14 protein-coding genes and 2 pseudogenes are annotated in these 15,873 nt (G+C 65.6%); 9 read left to right on the forward strand and 7 right to left on the reverse strand.

Going from position 1 to position 15,873, the window contains the following annotated elements:
* Nucleotides 1-28: 28 nt before the first annotated feature.
* Together KY661_RS35705 and KY661_RS35710 are read right to left on the reverse strand one after the other, a co-directional pair.
* On the reverse strand, nt 29-175 hold the full coding sequence (locus KY661_RS35705; RefSeq protein ID WP_225414453.1) for a hypothetical protein: 147 nt from the start codon (nt 173-175) through the stop codon (nt 29-31).
* Nucleotides 176-236: 61 nt separating this feature from the next.
* Nucleotides 237-818 (reverse strand): CPCC family cysteine-rich protein, encoded by a 582-nt coding sequence (locus KY661_RS35710; RefSeq protein ID WP_225414454.1) that lies wholly within the window; start codon nt 816-818, stop codon nt 237-239.
* Nucleotides 819-1,370: 552 nt separating this feature from the next.
* Here KY661_RS35710 and KY661_RS35715 point away from each other — a divergent pair.
* Nucleotides 1,371-1,811 (forward strand): hypothetical protein, encoded by a 441-nt coding sequence (locus tag KY661_RS35715; protein ID WP_225414455.1) that lies wholly within the window; start codon nt 1,371-1,373, stop codon nt 1,809-1,811.
* Between the two features lie 78 nt (nt 1,812-1,889).
* Here the strand turns inward: KY661_RS35715 and KY661_RS35720 are convergent.
* From KY661_RS35720 to tnpA, 4 genes and pseudogenes are all read right to left on the reverse strand, one after another.
* Nucleotides 1,890-2,024 (reverse strand): annotated as a pseudogene (locus tag KY661_RS35720) (transposase domain-containing protein); the annotation flags it as partial.
* Between the two features lie 104 nt (nt 2,025-2,128).
* Nucleotides 2,129-3,664: pseudogene (gene tnpC, locus KY661_RS35725) on the reverse strand (IS66 family transposase); the annotation flags it as partial.
* 67 nt (nt 3,665-3,731) lie between these two features.
* The gene (tnpB, locus tag KY661_RS35730; RefSeq protein ID WP_225414458.1) at nt 3,732-4,073 is read right to left on the reverse strand and encodes an IS66 family insertion sequence element accessory protein TnpB; all 342 of its coding nucleotides are present in this window, start codon (nt 4,071-4,073) and stop codon (nt 3,732-3,734) included.
* Entirely contained in the window at nt 4,067-4,381 is a 315-nt protein-coding gene (tnpA, locus tag KY661_RS35735; RefSeq protein ID WP_225414459.1) for an IS66 family insertion sequence element accessory protein TnpA, read from the reverse strand. Before tnpA ends, tnpB begins: the two co-directional genes overlap by 7 nt.
* Nucleotides 4,382-4,493: 112 nt before the next feature.
* On the opposite strand from tnpA, the gene KY661_RS35740 reads away from it, so the two are divergent.
* On the forward strand, nt 4,494-5,423 hold the full coding sequence (locus KY661_RS35740; RefSeq protein ID WP_225414460.1) for a hypothetical protein: 930 nt from the start codon (nt 4,494-4,496) through the stop codon (nt 5,421-5,423).
* A 393-nt stretch (nt 5,424-5,816) separates the two neighbouring features.
* Nucleotides 5,817-6,269 (forward strand): GNAT family N-acetyltransferase, encoded by a 453-nt coding sequence (locus tag KY661_RS35745; RefSeq protein ID WP_225414468.1) that lies wholly within the window; start codon nt 5,817-5,819, stop codon nt 6,267-6,269.
* Nucleotides 6,270-6,486: 217 nt separating this feature from the next.
* On the opposite strand, the gene KY661_RS35750 is transcribed toward KY661_RS35745, so the two are convergent.
* Entirely contained in the window at nt 6,487-6,777 is a 291-nt protein-coding gene (locus KY661_RS35750) for a hypothetical protein (protein WP_225414461.1), read from the reverse strand.
* Between the two features lie 105 nt (nt 6,778-6,882).
* Here KY661_RS35750 and KY661_RS35755 point away from each other — a divergent pair, with 105 nt between their 5' ends.
* The 6 genes from KY661_RS35755 (at nt 6,883) to KY661_RS35780 (ending at nt 15,566) form a co-directional block, all read left to right on the forward strand.
* Entirely contained in the window at nt 6,883-8,982 is a 2,100-nt protein-coding gene (locus KY661_RS35755; RefSeq protein ID WP_225414462.1) for an ATP-binding protein, read from the forward strand.
* A 461-nt stretch (nt 8,983-9,443) separates the two neighbouring features.
* Nucleotides 9,444-11,480 (forward strand): aldolase/citrate lyase family protein, encoded by a 2,037-nt coding sequence (locus KY661_RS35760; protein WP_263437638.1) that lies wholly within the window; start codon nt 9,444-9,446, stop codon nt 11,478-11,480.
* A 123-nt stretch (nt 11,481-11,603) separates the two neighbouring features.
* The gene (locus KY661_RS35765; RefSeq protein WP_225414464.1) at nt 11,604-11,972 is read left to right on the forward strand and encodes a hypothetical protein; all 369 of its coding nucleotides are present in this window, start codon (nt 11,604-11,606) and stop codon (nt 11,970-11,972) included.
* A gap of 149 nt (nt 11,973-12,121) precedes the next feature.
* Nucleotides 12,122-13,417, forward strand: a complete 1,296-nt coding sequence (locus KY661_RS35770; RefSeq protein ID WP_225414465.1) for an AHH domain-containing protein — start codon at nt 12,122-12,124, stop codon at nt 13,415-13,417.
* Between the two features lie 7 nt (nt 13,418-13,424).
* The gene (locus tag KY661_RS35775) at nt 13,425-14,003 is read left to right on the forward strand and encodes an imm11 family protein (protein WP_225414466.1); all 579 of its coding nucleotides are present in this window, start codon (nt 13,425-13,427) and stop codon (nt 14,001-14,003) included.
* Nucleotides 14,004-14,156: 153 nt separating this feature from the next.
* Nucleotides 14,157-15,566: an IS4 family transposase gene (locus tag KY661_RS35780; RefSeq protein WP_225414467.1), complete on the forward strand. Its 1,410-nt coding sequence runs from the start codon at nt 14,157-14,159 to the stop codon at nt 15,564-15,566.
* Nucleotides 15,567-15,873 lie beyond the last annotated feature (307 nt).

Below are 15,873 nucleotides of genomic sequence, written 5' to 3' on the forward strand. Positions count from 1 at the left end.
GCACAAACAAAATTCGCGATTTCCCGCTTCAGCGCACCTTGCGGTGGAAAACCCTCTCGCCTGGGGACGTCCACCAAACCGGGGCAGGCTCATCGAGCGCATCGCTCACGACGGTCGCGCCGTCGTCGGCCACTGTGATGAAGCCCAGGTCGAAGGCCGCGCATGAGAAAGGCATCCCTTCAATCTCGGGAGGCCGATCTACACTCTCTTTGTGACCATCGGGATGAGCGAGAGACTCACGAGGGGCGAACCTTGAAATCCGTGTCCGCTCGCTCATAGGCGTCCCCCGGCATGAGGTCGATCCATTTTGATGAAGCCGCACTGCCTGAACAACTGCCATGGAGCAAGAAGTTTTCACGCCCCTCAAGAAGAGTCATATGGTTGGGCGAGCTGTAGTGGCCAGGAACATCCGAGCCATCGTCCTCCCAGAAGCACACGTTACAAATCGTGTACCCCCCGCGCTCAGGAAGTGTTCTGTAGTGACAGCAGGGACACACCTGCCGTGTCTCTGGCTCCCCTTCGACAGAGTTCACCTCGATTCCAAGAGATTGAGCCTTGCGCTGAAGGTAGGAGTTCTTCACTCCGGTGTAACGATGAGCGATTCCCACAGCGAGCAACGGTTCGTACCGGGGCTCATGTGGCTCTCCAGGCTCGTCGCTGGATTGCATCTCTTCTTGGAGCTGAGAAGGGAGAGAAGTCCATTCACGGTCTTCTGGCCCCAAGCGCCACCAATCCAGGAGCATGCTCCTCCTCTGCTCATCAGAGAGTGCAGAAGTTTCCCGCTGAGAAATTTGTGCAATCAACTCATCGCGTTTCATGGCGCCCCTCTGCGTATGACATCGAAAGAATCATCAAACGGCGCAAAAAGTCCAACACCTCGTCACTGAATGCCGGACCAAACCAGAGCTTCGCACGCCTACCCTTTTCTGCCGGAAAATTCTCTATCGATTGAAACACCATCAAACTCAAGCTTGAGAAATGACCGCTGCCCAGGGGCCTGCTTCTCCCCATGGCCGGAAGCAACCACAAACTCACGGCGCTCCTGGCCGAGCACATACTCAATCTCCACCTCCAGCCCCTGCTTGAGTGAGCTTCCTCGACTGACAGTCGCTGGAACAACCCTCCCCCAAAGCAATTCAATCAATCCTTGCCATAAACTTCGGGCGGCCCCACCCAAGCGGAGCCCAAACCAACAGAATTGAACTAAAGCACGCCCATCCTCTCCGGACCTCCCTTGAGGAGCAATTCCTCACTCCCTAGCTTCCTTTTCTTGAGGGGAGGGAGCGGACATGCGTGTCAGGAATGGTGTTGGCTTAGTGTTGGCATGGGTGGCGGTGGGCTGCGGTGGCTTCCAGGAGCCCCCCCGTGAGATGAAGGCTCAGGCCTGCCCTCCTGGGGTGGCGTCACGAACCCGGATCGTCAATCCACCAGGGACCCAGCCCTACACCCTCCTGGAAGGCCTCACGGATGTCCAGGGGACGCTCTACTTCACCGTGCCTTGGGGCGGCGGCACGGTGTTGTGGCGCAGCAATGGCACGGAGACGGGCACCGTCCAGGTGAAGGTGTTTCCAGAGGGAGTCTTCCCTGACGGGGCCCCGGCGGCGCTAGGCAACACGCTCTTCGTCCCGCTCTATGACCGGAACACGGGGATGACTCAGCTTTGGGCCAGCGACGGGACTGCGAGTGGAACCCGGTTCGTCAAGGACTTCACCCCGGGCTCCTACGGCGACTCGCTGCGAAGTATGGCCACCCTCAACGGCCGGCTGGTCTTCTTCCACGAGACACTGCAGGGGACAGAGGTGTGGAGGTAAGCCCTCGGTCCTGCCCAGGTCGCACGAGTGCGTTGGGGGTGGTACTCCTGAGAGGTGATGGAAGAGGGACCGACAAGCCTACATCTGCTGGCGCTGCTGCTGGAGCCAGGCCTCCGGCAAGAGCTCCGCGAGACGTGCGGCCGGGAAGCGGGTGTCGCCCAGCTTGGGCAACACGTCGCGCAGGTAGGCCCAGGGGTCCATGCCGAGCCGGTAAGGAGGCCGGAGGAAATAACTTTTCCGACTTGGACGAGAAACTCGCTCATTCTCGCTCGGGGATGCGATTCCTCTCAGAAAAACTTATTTCTTCCTGCCTCCTAACAGCTGAGCACCAGGGTGTAAGCGAGAGCCGCGCGTTGACCTGCGGCGTCGCTGCCAGCGAACAGGTAGTTGTTGCGGCCAATGGCAATCAGCCGGATGAGGCGCTCCACCTCCCCGTTGTCCAGCGGCAGGCGTCCGTCCTCAAGGAAGCGGCCGAGGGGGAGATACCGGTTCTGGGCGTAGGTGAGGGCCTTGCCCAGCGGAGTTTTCGGAGCCACCTGGGGCTTGAGCTGTTCCAGCAGGGCGAAGGTGTCTGTGTAGACGTAGGCGCTTTTCTCCAGGCGCAACAGGCCGCGCTGTTGGGGAGACAGCCCGCGCACGGTGGCTTCGCGCTCGACGGCGTACAACTGCTGAATGTGGGAGAGCACCAGAGCGGCGCGTGGCTCTCCTGCCCGGAAAGCCTTCTCGAAGCCGCGCCGAGCGTGCATCCAGCACGCCACCTCCGTGCGGGGAGAGGGGGCAGTGAACAGGGCGTCATAGCCCGCGTAGCCGTCGGCCTGAATGTAGCCCTTACGCGCCGAGAGGATTTTCTGGGGGCCCTCACCGCTCCAGTCGGGCGTGTACTCGACGAAGAGGTTGCCGCCCTGGCCGACGTAGGGCCAGAGATGGCCGCGCTTGATTCCGCGCGGGTCGTCCTTGTCCAGCACGCGCAGGCCCGTGTCGTCCGTCTGGACGAGGAAGTCCTGGAGGGTTTTCTGCTTGAGCAGCTGCACCAGGGGAGGCAGTACGTCGCACGCCCCGGCCAGCCAGTCTCCCAGTGTGGAGGGCGGCAGCTTCACTCCGTAGCGCTGGTCGAAAATGGCCTGCTGGCGGTGCAGCGGCAGCCCATCTCGGTATTTGCCCACCAGCAGCTGGGCCAGCAGGCCGGGGCCCGGCAAGGCCCCCGGCAGCGGGGCTTCGGAGGCTGGCGCACAGACGACACCCTCCTTGCACCGGGTGCAGGAGAGCTTGGGCCGCTTCTCCACCTGGACGAAGAAGCGCGCCGGCTCCAACTCCAGCCGCTGGCTGACTTCCTCGCCCATGGGAGTGCGCTGCTGGCCACAGCCGGGGCAGGCGCTCTGCTCGGGGGGGACGGGCACCACCACCTCGCGCCGCTCCAGGTGCGTCGGCAGGGCCTGAGCCCCACGCGGAGCCTGTCGGCGGGGCGGCGGCTTGTTACCCCTGCCGTCCGCAGCACCCGAGGCAGAGGACGGGGCCGACGGCGAGGGCGGTGTCTGCTGCGTCGTTTCGGAGACCGTGGGCGCAGCGCCCTCCGTGCTCAGGAAGGACAACAGCAGCTGGAGCTCGTTGGCCGGCGTCTTCTCACTGCGGCGCCCATACAGCTGGCGTAGCGCCTCCTTGAGCCGCTGCGCCGTGGAGGTGTGCGCCTCCTGCAGCCGGGCCAGGAGGTCCACCAGCATCTCAATGGCCTGGAGGCCCTGGCCCTGCTCCAACATCCTCAACACGTAGGCGCGCACGCCTTCAAGCTCACGGGGAGCTTGCTGCTCCCTCTCCAGCTCACCGGCCTCGTCAGCCACTGTCGCGGGCGTCGTCATGCGCGCCCAGCTATGCCAACCTATGCGGTAGGCCGCAACTCAAAAGCCCTGCTGCGTCCTGCGGCCCTCAGTGCACCGGACGCCGACGCGCACGCGCCGCTTCCACCAGCGAGAGCACCTCCACCAGTTGCTTGGCCTCCAGGCTCACCGAGGCCTGGCCCTCAGCCACCTCCGGCACCCGGAAGCGTCCCGCCTCCAGACGCTTGCTCACCACGCAGAAGCCGTTGGTGTCCCAGAACAGGATGCGGATGATGTCCTTGCCCCGGTTGAAGAACACGAAGAGGTGACCGGAACGCGGCTCTGCTCCCAGCACGCCCTTCACCAGCGCCGACAGCCCATCGGCCTGCTTGCGCATGTCCGTGGGCGCGCTGGCCACGAAGATTCGCACCGACTCCGGCAGCCTCAGCATGCCGGGCTCTCCTTGAGCGCTCGCACCACCCGAGAAATCAGCTCCTGACTGGCTCCCTCTCGTACCTGGACGCGGACTCCCGACACCTCCATCTCGAGGCCGCCAGCGCCGCTCTCATCCGCCAGCGCCGCCCCGCTCACTCTCACGGGAACGAAGGACAACGGCTGCTGCTCGCGGCTGCGCCGCTGCTGCCAGAACCGGACCCGTGCATAGGACAGCCCGTGCCGCTGGCAGAACCCCCACAGAGAAATGCCCTCGGCCTCCTGCGCTCGGAACACCGCCTCCGCGATCTCCTCCGTCCATCGCACACTCCGCGCCTCCTCCTGCCACGAGGCTGCAGTCGCTCTCGTCGTTTCTCGGGTCCTCATCGTGCCGCCACCCTGCACGGGATGCGGGCCTCCTTCTACCTGGGCAGGACCGGTGGCTTACGTGTGGAGTTCGGACGGAACGAGGCAGGGCACGGTGTTGGTGGCGAACTTCCCCGATGTCTTGAATCTCTACTACAACAGTATCTTTCAGGTCGGAAACGCCTTGCTCTTCTTCCGGTCTCAAGGCGGACCCACGACCCTGTGGCGCACTGACGGTACCCAGGCGGGGACCTTCTCCCTCAAGCATCTGGACGCGGAGCGTGTGTTCACCAGCCAGGTGAGCCTGGCAAAGGACCAAGGCCTGTTCATCCTGGATGATGGTCCGAACAGAGAGGTGTGGAAGACGGATGGCACAGCCGCCGGGACCCTCCGGTTGGACACGTTCGGCGGTTATACCAGCCTCCGCCTCCTGGGAAGGCTGGGCTCGAAGGCCTACGTAGCCTCCTATTCGCATCTCTACAGCCTCTCGCTGAGCGGCGGCGGCAGGACGCTTGTCACCACCCTGCCGGTCGACAACGAGGAGGAGTCGCCCCAAGTCCTGCGGGCCACAATCTCCGGGGAGGCCATCTACTTTTCGGTGGCGATCACCACCCTGAGTTCCTGGCCCAGCGACGTGAGGCTTTGGGTGACGAATGGAACAGCCGAGGGGACCCGCGAACTCCGCCGCTTGTTGCCTGGGACTGACATGAACGAATCGCCCGTGTTCGCCACCGGGACAGGCTCCGTCCTGTTCCTCAAATCAAACGGCACGGACAACACCAGTAGGCCCTGGTTCACCCAGGGCACGGCAGCGACGACAGGGCAGTTGGCGAACGTCAACGTCCGCATGGTGGATGGACTCGGCCCGGAGCCCTTCGTCCGAGCGGGTAACCGCGTGTTCTTCCCTGCCACCGACGACACCGGCTTGGAACAGCTCTGGTCTGTACCAGCCACGTTCACCTGTCCGCCTGGGTTGACCGAGCCGCTGCAGTCTCTTAGATAGTTCCACTGGCGGTGGCCTGCGTCGTTGATGCCTCCCGATGAGCCCCGAGCCCCCTCAACTACCGCCGCGCCTTCTTCACTGAGACGATGGCGCGAGTGGGCTTCCTATACCTGCTTCCGGTAAGTCCGTTAAGGCTATGTCCGCAGGACGCAGGCCGGTTCCCAGCCGAGGTGTGCGTCGTCGGCTGGCTACATCCACTTTGAGGCAACCTGGCCCCGGCGCTCACCATGAGGCGCGCGTTGACGGGGCGCCAGGAGATGACGGTGGGAATCGCGCAGAGAGGGTGTCGCGAAGGACGGGAGCGGTGGCGCGGGGCACGGCAGCATAGAAACCGGCGTGGGGCGCGGGCTAGAGTCGACTCGGCACTCGGCTCGCGGAGACCGGGCTCTCTTGGTGATCTTGCGCAACGTTACAGATGAAGACCTCCCGATCTTCTTCGAGCACCAACGGGACGAAGTCGCGCTGCGCATGGCCGCATTCCCGTCGCGGGAACGCGATGCCTTCCTGCCCCACTGGCGCACGAAGGTTCTCCGCCCCGAGAACGTGACCCGCACCATCGTCGTTGGCGGCTGGGTCGCTGGGTACATCGGCAGTTGGGAACAGGACGGCAAGCGCCTCATCGCCTATTGGATGGGTCGCGAGCACTGGGGCAAGGGCATCGCGACACGGGCGCTCTCGGAGTTCCTCGTGCTCGAGCCGATTCGTCCGCTCCACGCGTGGGTCGCTGTCCACAACGTCGGGTCGATCCGCGTCCTCGAGAAGTGTGGCTTCCGCAGGGTGGCCCACGAGAACCCGCAGCACGCGGACGGAGTTGCTGAGGTACTCATGACGCTTGGTCCGAAATAGTATGAGCCGGGTACCCGCAGGACGCAGGCCGGTTCCCAGCGCACCGTGTCCTTAAGCAACTTCCCCGAAGGGGGTAGACGGCTCAGGGGTGCGTTCGGGCATAAGGGGCGCAGCTGGGTACTTACCACTGCCCCCTGGGGAGAGAGAGCGGCCCCCACCTTGCGCATGGAGCGCGAGACGGGGGCCAGGGATTGCAGCCGCTGAGCGCGGGCGAGGCTCAGTAACAGCAGTACTGGCACTCGTACTCACAATTGACGAGGCACTCGGTGTCGCCGCTGGCGCAGCCAGCCTTGCACTGCCGGATCTTGTTGTAGCAGACGACGCACGGCGTGGGAGAGCACATCAGGGCCTCCGCGGAGGAGTCCTGGGGCGGCGCCGGGGTCACCAGCGAATGGGTGGCCTGGCACGCCTCCAGGGGAACTGGGTTCACCTCGGGGACCTGCTGCTCAGCGGCGTGGGCCGCGCCAAAGGTGAACGCCATCATGACCACGAGCAACATGCGCTTCATTTTCGACTCCTGGGTGGGGGGTTGTCCTGCTTGGATCGGGGTCCGCTGCCCCAGGGACGTCCATACGCGCCCAGGGTGATGGGGGCGTGACGAGGGAGGTACCGGGTGGCCAGCAACGCGAATTGGAGGGCCCAAGTGCTGGGGCTGGCCCAGGTGTGGGGCCCTGGGGGCCAGCGGGTACGGCTGGAGCGGCGGGCGGCGGCACTGCTGGCCTACCTGGGGCTGGAGGGAGCCTCGCCCAAGTTTCCGCTGGCCAGCCTTCTGTGGCCGGACTCGCCCGCGGCCACCGTGCGCAACAACATGCGCCAGTTGCTGCGCCGGCTGCGGCTGGCGAGCGGGGGGGCGGCGTGGATCGAAGCGGACGCCGAGCGCCTGGCGCTGGGCGCGTCCCTGGCGCTGGACGCCGCGCGGATGAAGGCCGCCGCCCTGGCCCGGCAGCACGCCCAGGTCCTTGAGGCCCTGTCCCCCGAAGGCGGCGGCCTGCTGCTGGCGGGCTTTGACTTCGATGACTGCCCCGAGCTGGCGCGCTGGCTGGACGGGGCCCGGGCCGCGGTGGAGGGGTGGGTGCGCAAGGCACGCGAGGCCGAGATCGACCGGCACACGGCCCAGGGGGACTGGACGGCGGCGCTCGCCCTGGCCCATGCCTGGGTTCAGCAGGAGCCCGAGTCCGAACAAGCCGGGAGCCACCTCATCCGCTTGCACTACCTGAAAGGGGATCGCGGCGCCGCGCTCGCCGCCTTCGAGCGGCTGCGCACCGTCCTCTCACGGGAGCTGGGGGTGGCGCCCATGCCGGACACGCTGGCCCTGGTGCGGCAGATCGAAAAGGGCACCCAGCTGCCCCACGCTCCCGCCGAGCCCCGCGCGGCGCTGCCCTTGTCCGTGCTGCGGCCTCCGGTGCTGGCGGGCCGGGAGGCCGCCTGGCGCCAGCTCGAGGAGGGGTGGCACGCGGGCCAGATGCTGTTTCTCTCCGGCGAGCCCGGCAGCGGCAAGTCCCGCCTGGCCGAGGAGTTCGCCAGCACCCAGGGACCTTGGGGGCGCATCGAAGGGCGGGCCGGGGACCAGGACATCCCCTTCGCCTCGGAGGCGCGCGCCTTCCGGAACCAGATGGCCCGCTGGCCCGAGGTGAAGCTGCCCGAGTGGGTGCGCGACGAGCTGTCACGCATCCTCCCGGAGCTGGGGGGCCCCCGCCTCCTGCCACCCCTGCACTCCGAGTCCAGCATGCTGCGCTTCCACGATGCGCAGGTGGAGGCCTTGCTGCTGCTGCACCAGCACGAGCGCGTCAGCATCGCGGATGACGTGCAGTACTGGGACAAGGCCAGCGCCAAGGCCTTCACGTATGCCCTCAGCCGCCTGACCGGTGCCGGCGGGCGCGGAGGCGCCGGGCCGCGCTTCATCGATTGCTACCGGAGAGGGGAGCTCCCCCCCTATGCGCAGACCTACATCCACCAGCTCGTGGACGCAGGGGCGGCGCGCATCATCGAGCTGGGCCCGCTCCAACCCCAGGAGGTGCGGCAGCTGCTGGCGGGCCTGGAGCTGCCGGGGGCCGAGCGCCATGCCGAGGCGCTGTCCCGGTACACCGGCGGCAACCCGCTCTACATCGTCGAGACGCTCAAGCACCTGCTGGAAACCGGCGCGCTCGGCCGGGACTGGCCCAGCCGCCTGCCCCCACCTGGCCGGGCGGGCCCCCTCATCCGGCGCCGTCTGGAGCACCTCTCGCCCCTGGCCTTGCAGAGCGCCCAGCTCGCTGCCTTGGCGGGCGCCCACTTCAAGGCCGCGCTCGTCCCCGAGGCACTCCAGGTGTCCGCCAGTCTGGTCCACACCGCGCTGGCGGAGCTCGAAACCGCCCAGGTACTGATGGGCGAGCGCTTCAGCCATGACCTGGTGCGGGAAGCCGTCCTCGCCAGCCTCCCGCCCACCGCCGCGCGGGCGTTGCATGGGCGGCTCGCCACCGTGTTCGAGAACGGCGGCGCGCCGCCCCTCGTCCTGGCCCACCACTGGCTGGAGGCTGGCGCGATGGAGCGCGCCTTGCCGCACCTGCTCGCGGCGGCGCGCTCGGAAGAGCAAGTGCTGCCCTTGGAGCAGGCCGCGGACCACTATGCACGCGCGGCGATCCTCATGGAGCAGGCGGGCCGGAACAAGGAAGCGCTGCAAGCGCGCGCCGCCGAGGCGCGGTGCCGCGCTCGCGTGGGCGCCTCCCGCGGCTAAAGGATGGGCGCGTGGAGTCAAACAACCTCCTCAAAGGCCAAGGGGCGCTCTAAGGCACCCACCTGTAGACCTGGCCGTTGACGTCGAGCCCCCAGACCGAGCCATCACTGGCCGCGGAGAGGTTCGCCAGCGCGCTCGGGATTCACGTCTTGAAATACGGCTGCTTTCAGAGACTTGGAGACGAACCGTGGAGCCGCTCTGAAAACACGGACGTGTCAATCAACATGTCCGCCGGCAACGCGGGTGGATCCAACCTTTTCCTCTCCTGACAACAGAGAGGAGCGTTGGCTGAAAAGGTCCTCTCCATCTTTCACATGTTCTCAACCCATAAGAAGAACACTCTCAACGGAGAGCCCGTGAAGGCCAATCGCTACCCAAACGGCTGAATCCCGTAGCACCCAGGTGAATATATGGTGAACGATTTGTCTCACGCGTCGCGTGCGCCTTCCCGATGGCGCAGCTTGCTGTTCATTCCTCAGTTCTCGTTCGCGCGCGCGAACCGGCTACCCGCGGATTGCTTCATCGTGGATTTGCAGGATGCCGTGCCCCTGGCCGCGAAAGCCGCCGCGCGCGAGGGGCTGATCAAGGCGCTGAAGGAGGGTGTCTTCGCCGGGCGGCCCGTGGTCGTCCGGATCAACGAAGCGTCCCGCCCCGACTTGCACGAAGCCGACCTGGAGGCCTGCATCGGCTTGCCGGGGTTGACGGCGCTGATGCCCACGATGACCGCGAGCCCGGAAGAGCTGGAGGCGCTGCACGGGCGCGTGTCCGCGCTCGAGGCCGCCCGGGGCGTCCCACGGGGACAGACCCGCTTCTTGCCCCTCCTCGAGACACCGGCCGCCGTGCTGGAGGCGCGGCGGATGGCGCTCGCGGGCGGCGGACGCAACCTGGGAATCATGCTCGGACATGGGGATCTCTTCCGGCTCACGGGCACGGCGTCCCATGCGGAGCTCACGCTCAGCCACCCCCGGAGCATGGTGGTCATGGCGGCGCGCGCCGCGGGCATCGAGCCTTTCGACACCCCCTACACGAGCGTGGGTGACCGGATCGGCCTGGAGCAACACGCCAGCGAGGGACGGCTGCATGGCTTCACGGGCAAGTGCTGCCTGCACCCGGACCAGCTGGAGATCGTGAATCGCCGCATGACGCCCACGGCCGCCGAGCTGGCCTGGGCCCGCCGGGTGACGGAAGCGCAGCGGCAGGGCTCCCTGGCCACCCTGACCCGCAAGGTGCCAGGGCTTTCCACCGAAGCGTCCTCCGCGACGGAAGGGATGGCCGTCGTGGATGGACAGATCATCGGCCCTCCCCACCTCAAGGCAGCCCACCGGCTGCTCGCGCTCATGCCCCCCGGCACGCCCGCCGCCGCCGAGGACCAGGTGGTGCGCGGGCGCAGTGTCACGCACGCGCTCGACCGCCCGCCCCGGCCCGACGACGTCCTGCCCAATCCCTATGAGATGACCGCGACGGCCGGGATGCGCGACCTGTGGGTCCAGTGCTTCTATTCACACGACCGCGCCGTGACGAGTGCGCCCTTCGCGGCCCAGCTCGGACTCAGCGGGCCGGAGCACCTGCCGCTGCCGTTCATGATGGGGCTCTACCTGGCGTGCAGCATGTCGAGCACCCACGGCGCCATCTACCATCTGGGGTTCCGCAACGCGCGCCAGCTCGCGCCGATGCAGGTGGGAGACACCTACCGGCAGGAGATCCAGGTCCGCCAGGTGCGCAATACCGGCGACGGGAAGCGGGCCGTCGTCACCACACATCGCCGGCTCGTGCGCGTGAGCGACGATGTCCCCGTCTTCACGCTCGACAAGCGCGAACTCTACCGCCGTCAGCCGGAAGGCTTCGCGAGCTCGTCCGCCGCGGCCAGTCAGGATGAAGCCGAGCAGTCAAAAGCCCTGGCCTTCCGGACCGCCCTCCTCCGGAGGGCCAACAGCCTGCCTCCGCGCCGGGACATGGGCGGCCATGAGGTCTTCGAGGCGGGAGCGCTGCTGCTCCACGGCTTCGCACGGCCCCTGGGCGTCAGCGCCAACCTCGCGCTCTCGACCCAGTTCCTGGTGACCCATCCCATCCACCTCGATCACCACCGCTTCGATCTGGGACACGGCAAGGGCGTCGTCGTGAGCGGTGGACTCGTCATCGCCATGACCCTGGCCGCTGCCGCCAGGGATCTGCACGAAGTGCTCTGGGAGGAGCTGCTTGCCGCGGACAACCTCCGGCCCGTGGCACCGACCCAGACCGTGGGGGCCCTGTCGTACGTGCTCTCCCGAGAGCCCGTCGAGGGAACGGACTTGCTGGAGGAACTGGTCGTGAAGACGCTCGGCGTCTCGGACCTCACGCCCTCTGCGGAGCTGGCGGGCGTGCCGCTTCCCCGGGCCCTCTTCCTGCTCGAGGGCGAACGGCCCTCTGCCTACGATGAGTTCTGCCGGCACCATGGGCTCCAGGCACTCGAAGGGCGCGTGGTGTGTGTGGCCACGCGACGCATCCTGCGCATGCGGTGAGCCGCTCCGCGCCCCTGGCGTGCCAGTCCACGGGCAAGCCAGGCCGACGCATGGCATGGGCGAAGGGAACCGAATTCCCTCGAAGGTGTCCAAGGGATTCGAACGCATTGAAAGGAGGACACCTTGCTGGACTTTTTCGTCGCGGGCGGCTGGGGCATGTACCCCACGCTGCTGGCTGGGCTGGGACTGCTGACCACGAGCTTTCAGTACGCCCGTCGGCCCGAGAAACGGTACGTCCCGTTGATGACGGCGCTTGGACTGTTCACGCTGATCGCGGGCGGGCTGGGCTTCGTCACAGGCTTCATGGTGTGCCTGTACAGCTATGCGGGGATGGAGGTGCCTCGAAACCCCACCCTCCTCGCATTCGGCTTGCATGAAGCGCTGCACAACATCGTGCTGGCATTGTTGCTGGGCATGGGAGCCGCCTTGCTCGCCTCGGTGGGCGCGTGGCGGCTGTCCCGCGATGTCCGCGGAGAGCCCGTCACTCCGTGATTCAGAGAAGGGGCTTGTGGCCCACGGCTCAGCTCAGGGCGTAAGCGCCGCGCAGGGGCCTGCCGTAGCCTTCGATTTCCAGCCCCCTGCGCGTCGTGCTGGGCCGCTCACCTGTTCGATTCTGCCCAGCTTCGGGGCATGATCCCCTCATGAAGCGCATCTCCAGCCTCTTGCGACTGCTGCTCGCTCTGCCTCTGGCCCTCCTATCCTCGTGCGTGACCCGTCAGGATACCCTGTCCAAGAGTGACGAGGGTTCCGTGCGGCCGACAATGGTCCGCCATACCTGGCTGCCCAAGGAGCAACTTCAACTCGACTTTGAGCCCCTACCACCGCCGCTCATTCCCGAAGGCATGAGTGCGGAAGAAGCTCAGGCCGTACTCGCAGCCTTGGCCTGGTCATTCCCGGAGGCTGCATCGCTGCATGTGCTCCCGGCCAGCACCGCATCCTCTGGGCCTCCTGCTCCATGGGAGGTGAGGCTGCGCGCTGAGTTCCTCAAGCACTATGGCGCCGCTCGGTTGCCCTTGCCTGGCTCCATTCAGCACAGTCCTCTGTTCTTGGCGCTGAGGCTGTCGCCTCGCTACATGGGCCAGGGCCTTCGCGATGCGGCACACCAAATGTTCCGATCGCCCCTCTTCCTGGCCAGCGTCACCCTGTCGGTGCTGGTGTACTTCTCCGCGTGGGTACTGCCCGAGCCCCTCTTCTCCAAGGCCTTTGCCGCCACGCTCACCGCGCGGCTGGCCTTTATCGTGGGGCTGGTGGAACTTCGCAACGTGGCGCTGGCCTGCCTGCAACTGTACAAAGAGGCGCAGACCGCCCGAACGTTGAGGGAACTGGAGGCAGTCGCTGAACGCTTTGGCCGGGGCTTGGGCGGTACGGCCCTGAGAGTGCTCGTCGCGGTCGCCAGCTTCGGTGTGGCCAGGGGGCTGCCCAACGTTCCCTCCGGAGGCTTGGGGGCCCTGATGGGGCTGCCTCGCTACGCTATGGCGGGTGGGGCTACCGTCCAGTCCGCATCCACGGCGCAAATCGCCGCCGATGGCACCATCGTCCTCGCGGGTGCAGTTCTGGGCACGACGGGCTCTGGCGTGAGCAGTGCCTGCGCTGACGGTTCCCAGAAAAAGGAGGGCTACCAGTGGCACCACTTGGCCACCAACAAGAACGAGTCCTCAGCTGTGCGCGGCGGTCCGTGGACTCCCCTGTTTCAGAAGCTCTTCGACAAGGCAGGCACGAGCCTTGATGACCGAGCCAACCTCGTCTATCTCGCGGCTCATCGCGGCCCCCACCCTGAGAAGTATCATGAAGAGATCTACAGGAGACTTGAGGAAGCACTGAGAGGCTGCCGAGCCGTCGCTCAATGCAAAAATCAATTACTGGTAGAATTGCGGATGCTCAGAGGCGAGATCTGTACTTCGGGATCTCCTCTTCACCGGCTCCTTGCGAAGCCGTAGAAGCCAAATGACTGCTCCAATTATGACCAGATATTACGACCTAGCGGATGATAGGCGTTCTCCTGGACGCTGGCACCTCGGTAGCCCAGTCGATGACCGAGGGGAAGAGATCGATCCGTGGCAGTTCAAAGATGGCACGATTCTCAACCTGAGTTCCACACCGCGTTTCCCGCTCGATGTTGCCGGACATCCGCTAGACTTCTGCTGGGCTGCATTCAGCATTCCAGTGGTCCATCGACGCTTCGTCGAGCTCTTCGAACGAATGCGCGTTGACGGAGTACAATTCATTCCAGCCCAAGTTCAGGCTCACCCTGGCCCGTGGTATATCCTCAACGCGCTGCACACTCGCCGGTGCATCCATGATGCGCGGTGCGAGGGGGTCCAGTACTGGAAGCCCGAGGACGGCCGCTCAGACAAACTGGGGGAGTATCGCGCCGTCTATGGCCTGCGCATTGATCCGGCGAAGGTGGGGGATGCCCGCATCTTCCGGCCCTGGGGCTGGCGTGCCGCGCTCATCATCTCTGAGGATCTCAAGCAGGCCCTTGAGTCCTCAGGCCTCACCGGAACCCGGCTCACTGAAGTCTGAGCGCCCCCGGCGTGGTTGAGATCGCTTGGACTTTGAGGATGGAGGCGGCGGGGAGGGGGGAATCTGATCCTCAGTGTCACGGAGCCTACCGGCTTCTCAAGATCCTACACTAAAGTCCTTGCCAGCAGAGACCTGACCTGATCGAAGGCCCGCATGGAGAACTCGAACGTGGTCCGGGTCATGAGGGAGTTCGAAGGCATCGAATTGGGGCACAAGAAGCGCGAGCAGCGCTTGGAGCGCATCGTGGCCGCCCTTGCGACGAAACCGGATGCAAGTTTCCCGCAGGCCACGGGCAACGATGCCGACCTCGAAGGGTTGTATCGGCTCCTGAATAACAAGCAGGTCAATGCCGCGAAGCTGCTGAAACCCCACTGCACGCAGAGCCGTGAGCGCGTGAAGTCGAGCGCTGAGCAGGTGGTGGTCGTCGCGCACGATACGACCGGATTTGAGTACGCAGGAGCGGGCCGCAAAGGGCTCGGACGAATGCTGCGAAGCGAACGAGGCTTTTACGGCCATTTCTCCTTGGCGGTGCGGCCTGACGAAAATCGGGAGCCGCTCGGAATCCTCAGCTTCATTCCGCTCGTCCGAAAAGGGCAACCCAAGAAGCAGACGACGACTGCGGCGCAACGCAACCCCGCCAAGGAATACCTCCGCTGGGTTCAAGGCATCGAGCAGAGCGAGAAGCAGCTGGCGGGCACCAAACGCGTGATTCACACCGCTGACCGCGAGAGCGACTCCTACGAAATCATTTCCAAGCTGAGCCAAGAGGGCTGGGGCTTTGTGCTGCGGCTCAAGTTCAACCGGAACATTCTTGCCGACAATGAAGCCGCCAAGCTGTACGACATTTTAGAGCAGGCCCAAGGCGTCATTGAGCGAGAGGTGCCCTTGGGGTTTCGAGAAGCCTCCAAGAGCCCAGCGACCCGCAAGCTCTACCCTCCCAGAGAGGCACGACTGGCAACGCTCGCGTTCGCCGCCCGGCGGGTCAGACTGCTTCGTCCCCTTGCCCTCGCGAGAAAGACCTATCCGGACTTCCTTGACGTCAACGTCGTGCGTGTATGGGAGCCCAACCCACCGCCGGGCGAAGAACCCATCGAGTGGAAGCTCGTCACGAGCGAGCCCATCGATGCACCCGAGCAGGTTTTGCGTGTTGTCGACTACTACCGCTGCCGCTGGCGCATTGAAGAGTTCAACAAGGCGCTCAAGACGGGCTGCAAGGCGGAGGCTCGTCAACTCATCGAGTTGGGTGCGCTCCTGAACGCCATTGCGATCTTGACTCCTATCGCGTGGGCCATCCTGCACTTGCGGACCCTTGCGAATGCCGCCACCCCTCCTGCCGCCTCGGCCGTCCTCACAGAGACCCAATCGGCTGTCCTCAGGGCCCATGCCAAAACACAGAAGTTCTTCCAAGACGGCCGCGCGGCCACCAGTCGTGACGCCCTTTACGCCGTCGCTGCCCTGGGCGGACATCTCAAGCGCAACGGCGCTCCGGGCTGGTTGACGCTTCTTCGGGGCTACAGGACACTGATCGATCTTGTCCTCGGATGGCAGCTACGAGATGTGTAGAATCTTGAGACCGGCTTTGGGCAATCACTGCTGTAGCCCATCCCAGCCGCACTACCTCGATGGTCGCAAACAGCTCAGGAAGGCCGCGCCGCACCTCCTCGGCGCGAGCCTTGGGGCTGTCGTCCGCGTCCAAGCCATTCATCCAGTCTAGCCCGGATCGGTCACAGCGGGCACGGAGATAGGGCTGGTGTCGCAGCGAAGCCTGCTGGAGACCTCGCGCTTTGCCTCAAGGCGGTTCTGGTTTCTGCAACAGGCAAAGCGCGGCCCTCTCCCGCCGGAGTCGGGGCCCGCGCGAGGTTGTCAAAGA

It is taken from the genome of Allostigmatella hybrida (assembly GCF_020103775.1).
Lineage (GTDB): Bacteria > Myxococcota > Myxococcia > Myxococcales > Myxococcaceae > Hyalangium > Hyalangium aurantiaca.

What these genes read in the sequence shown, in the direction of transcription:
- KY661_RS35775 (WP_225414466.1), top strand. Translation starts at nt 13,425, where the DNA reads ATGACTGCTCCAATTATGACCAGATATTACGACCTAGCGGATGATAGG.
- KY661_RS35705 (WP_225414453.1), bottom strand. Translation starts at nt 175, where the DNA reads ATGCCTTTCTCATGCGCGGCCTTCGACCTGGGCTTCATCACAGTGGCC.
- KY661_RS35715 (WP_225414455.1), top strand. Translation starts at nt 1,371, where the DNA reads ATGAAGGCTCAGGCCTGCCCTCCTGGGGTGGCGTCACGAACCCGGATC.
- KY661_RS35770 (WP_225414465.1), top strand. Translation starts at nt 12,122, where the DNA reads ATGAAGCGCATCTCCAGCCTCTTGCGACTGCTGCTCGCTCTGCCTCTG.
- tnpB (WP_225414458.1), bottom strand. Translation starts at nt 4,073, where the DNA reads ATGCTGAGGCTGCCGGAGTCGGTGCGAATCTTCGTGGCCAGCGCGCCC.
- KY661_RS35750 (WP_225414461.1), bottom strand. Translation starts at nt 6,777, where the DNA reads ATGAAGCGCATGTTGCTCGTGGTCATGATGGCGTTCACCTTTGGCGCG.
- KY661_RS35710 (WP_225414454.1), bottom strand. Translation starts at nt 818, where the DNA reads ATGAAACGCGATGAGTTGATTGCACAAATTTCTCAGCGGGAAACTTCT.
- KY661_RS35780 (WP_225414467.1), top strand. Translation starts at nt 14,157, where the DNA reads ATGGAGAACTCGAACGTGGTCCGGGTCATGAGGGAGTTCGAAGGCATC.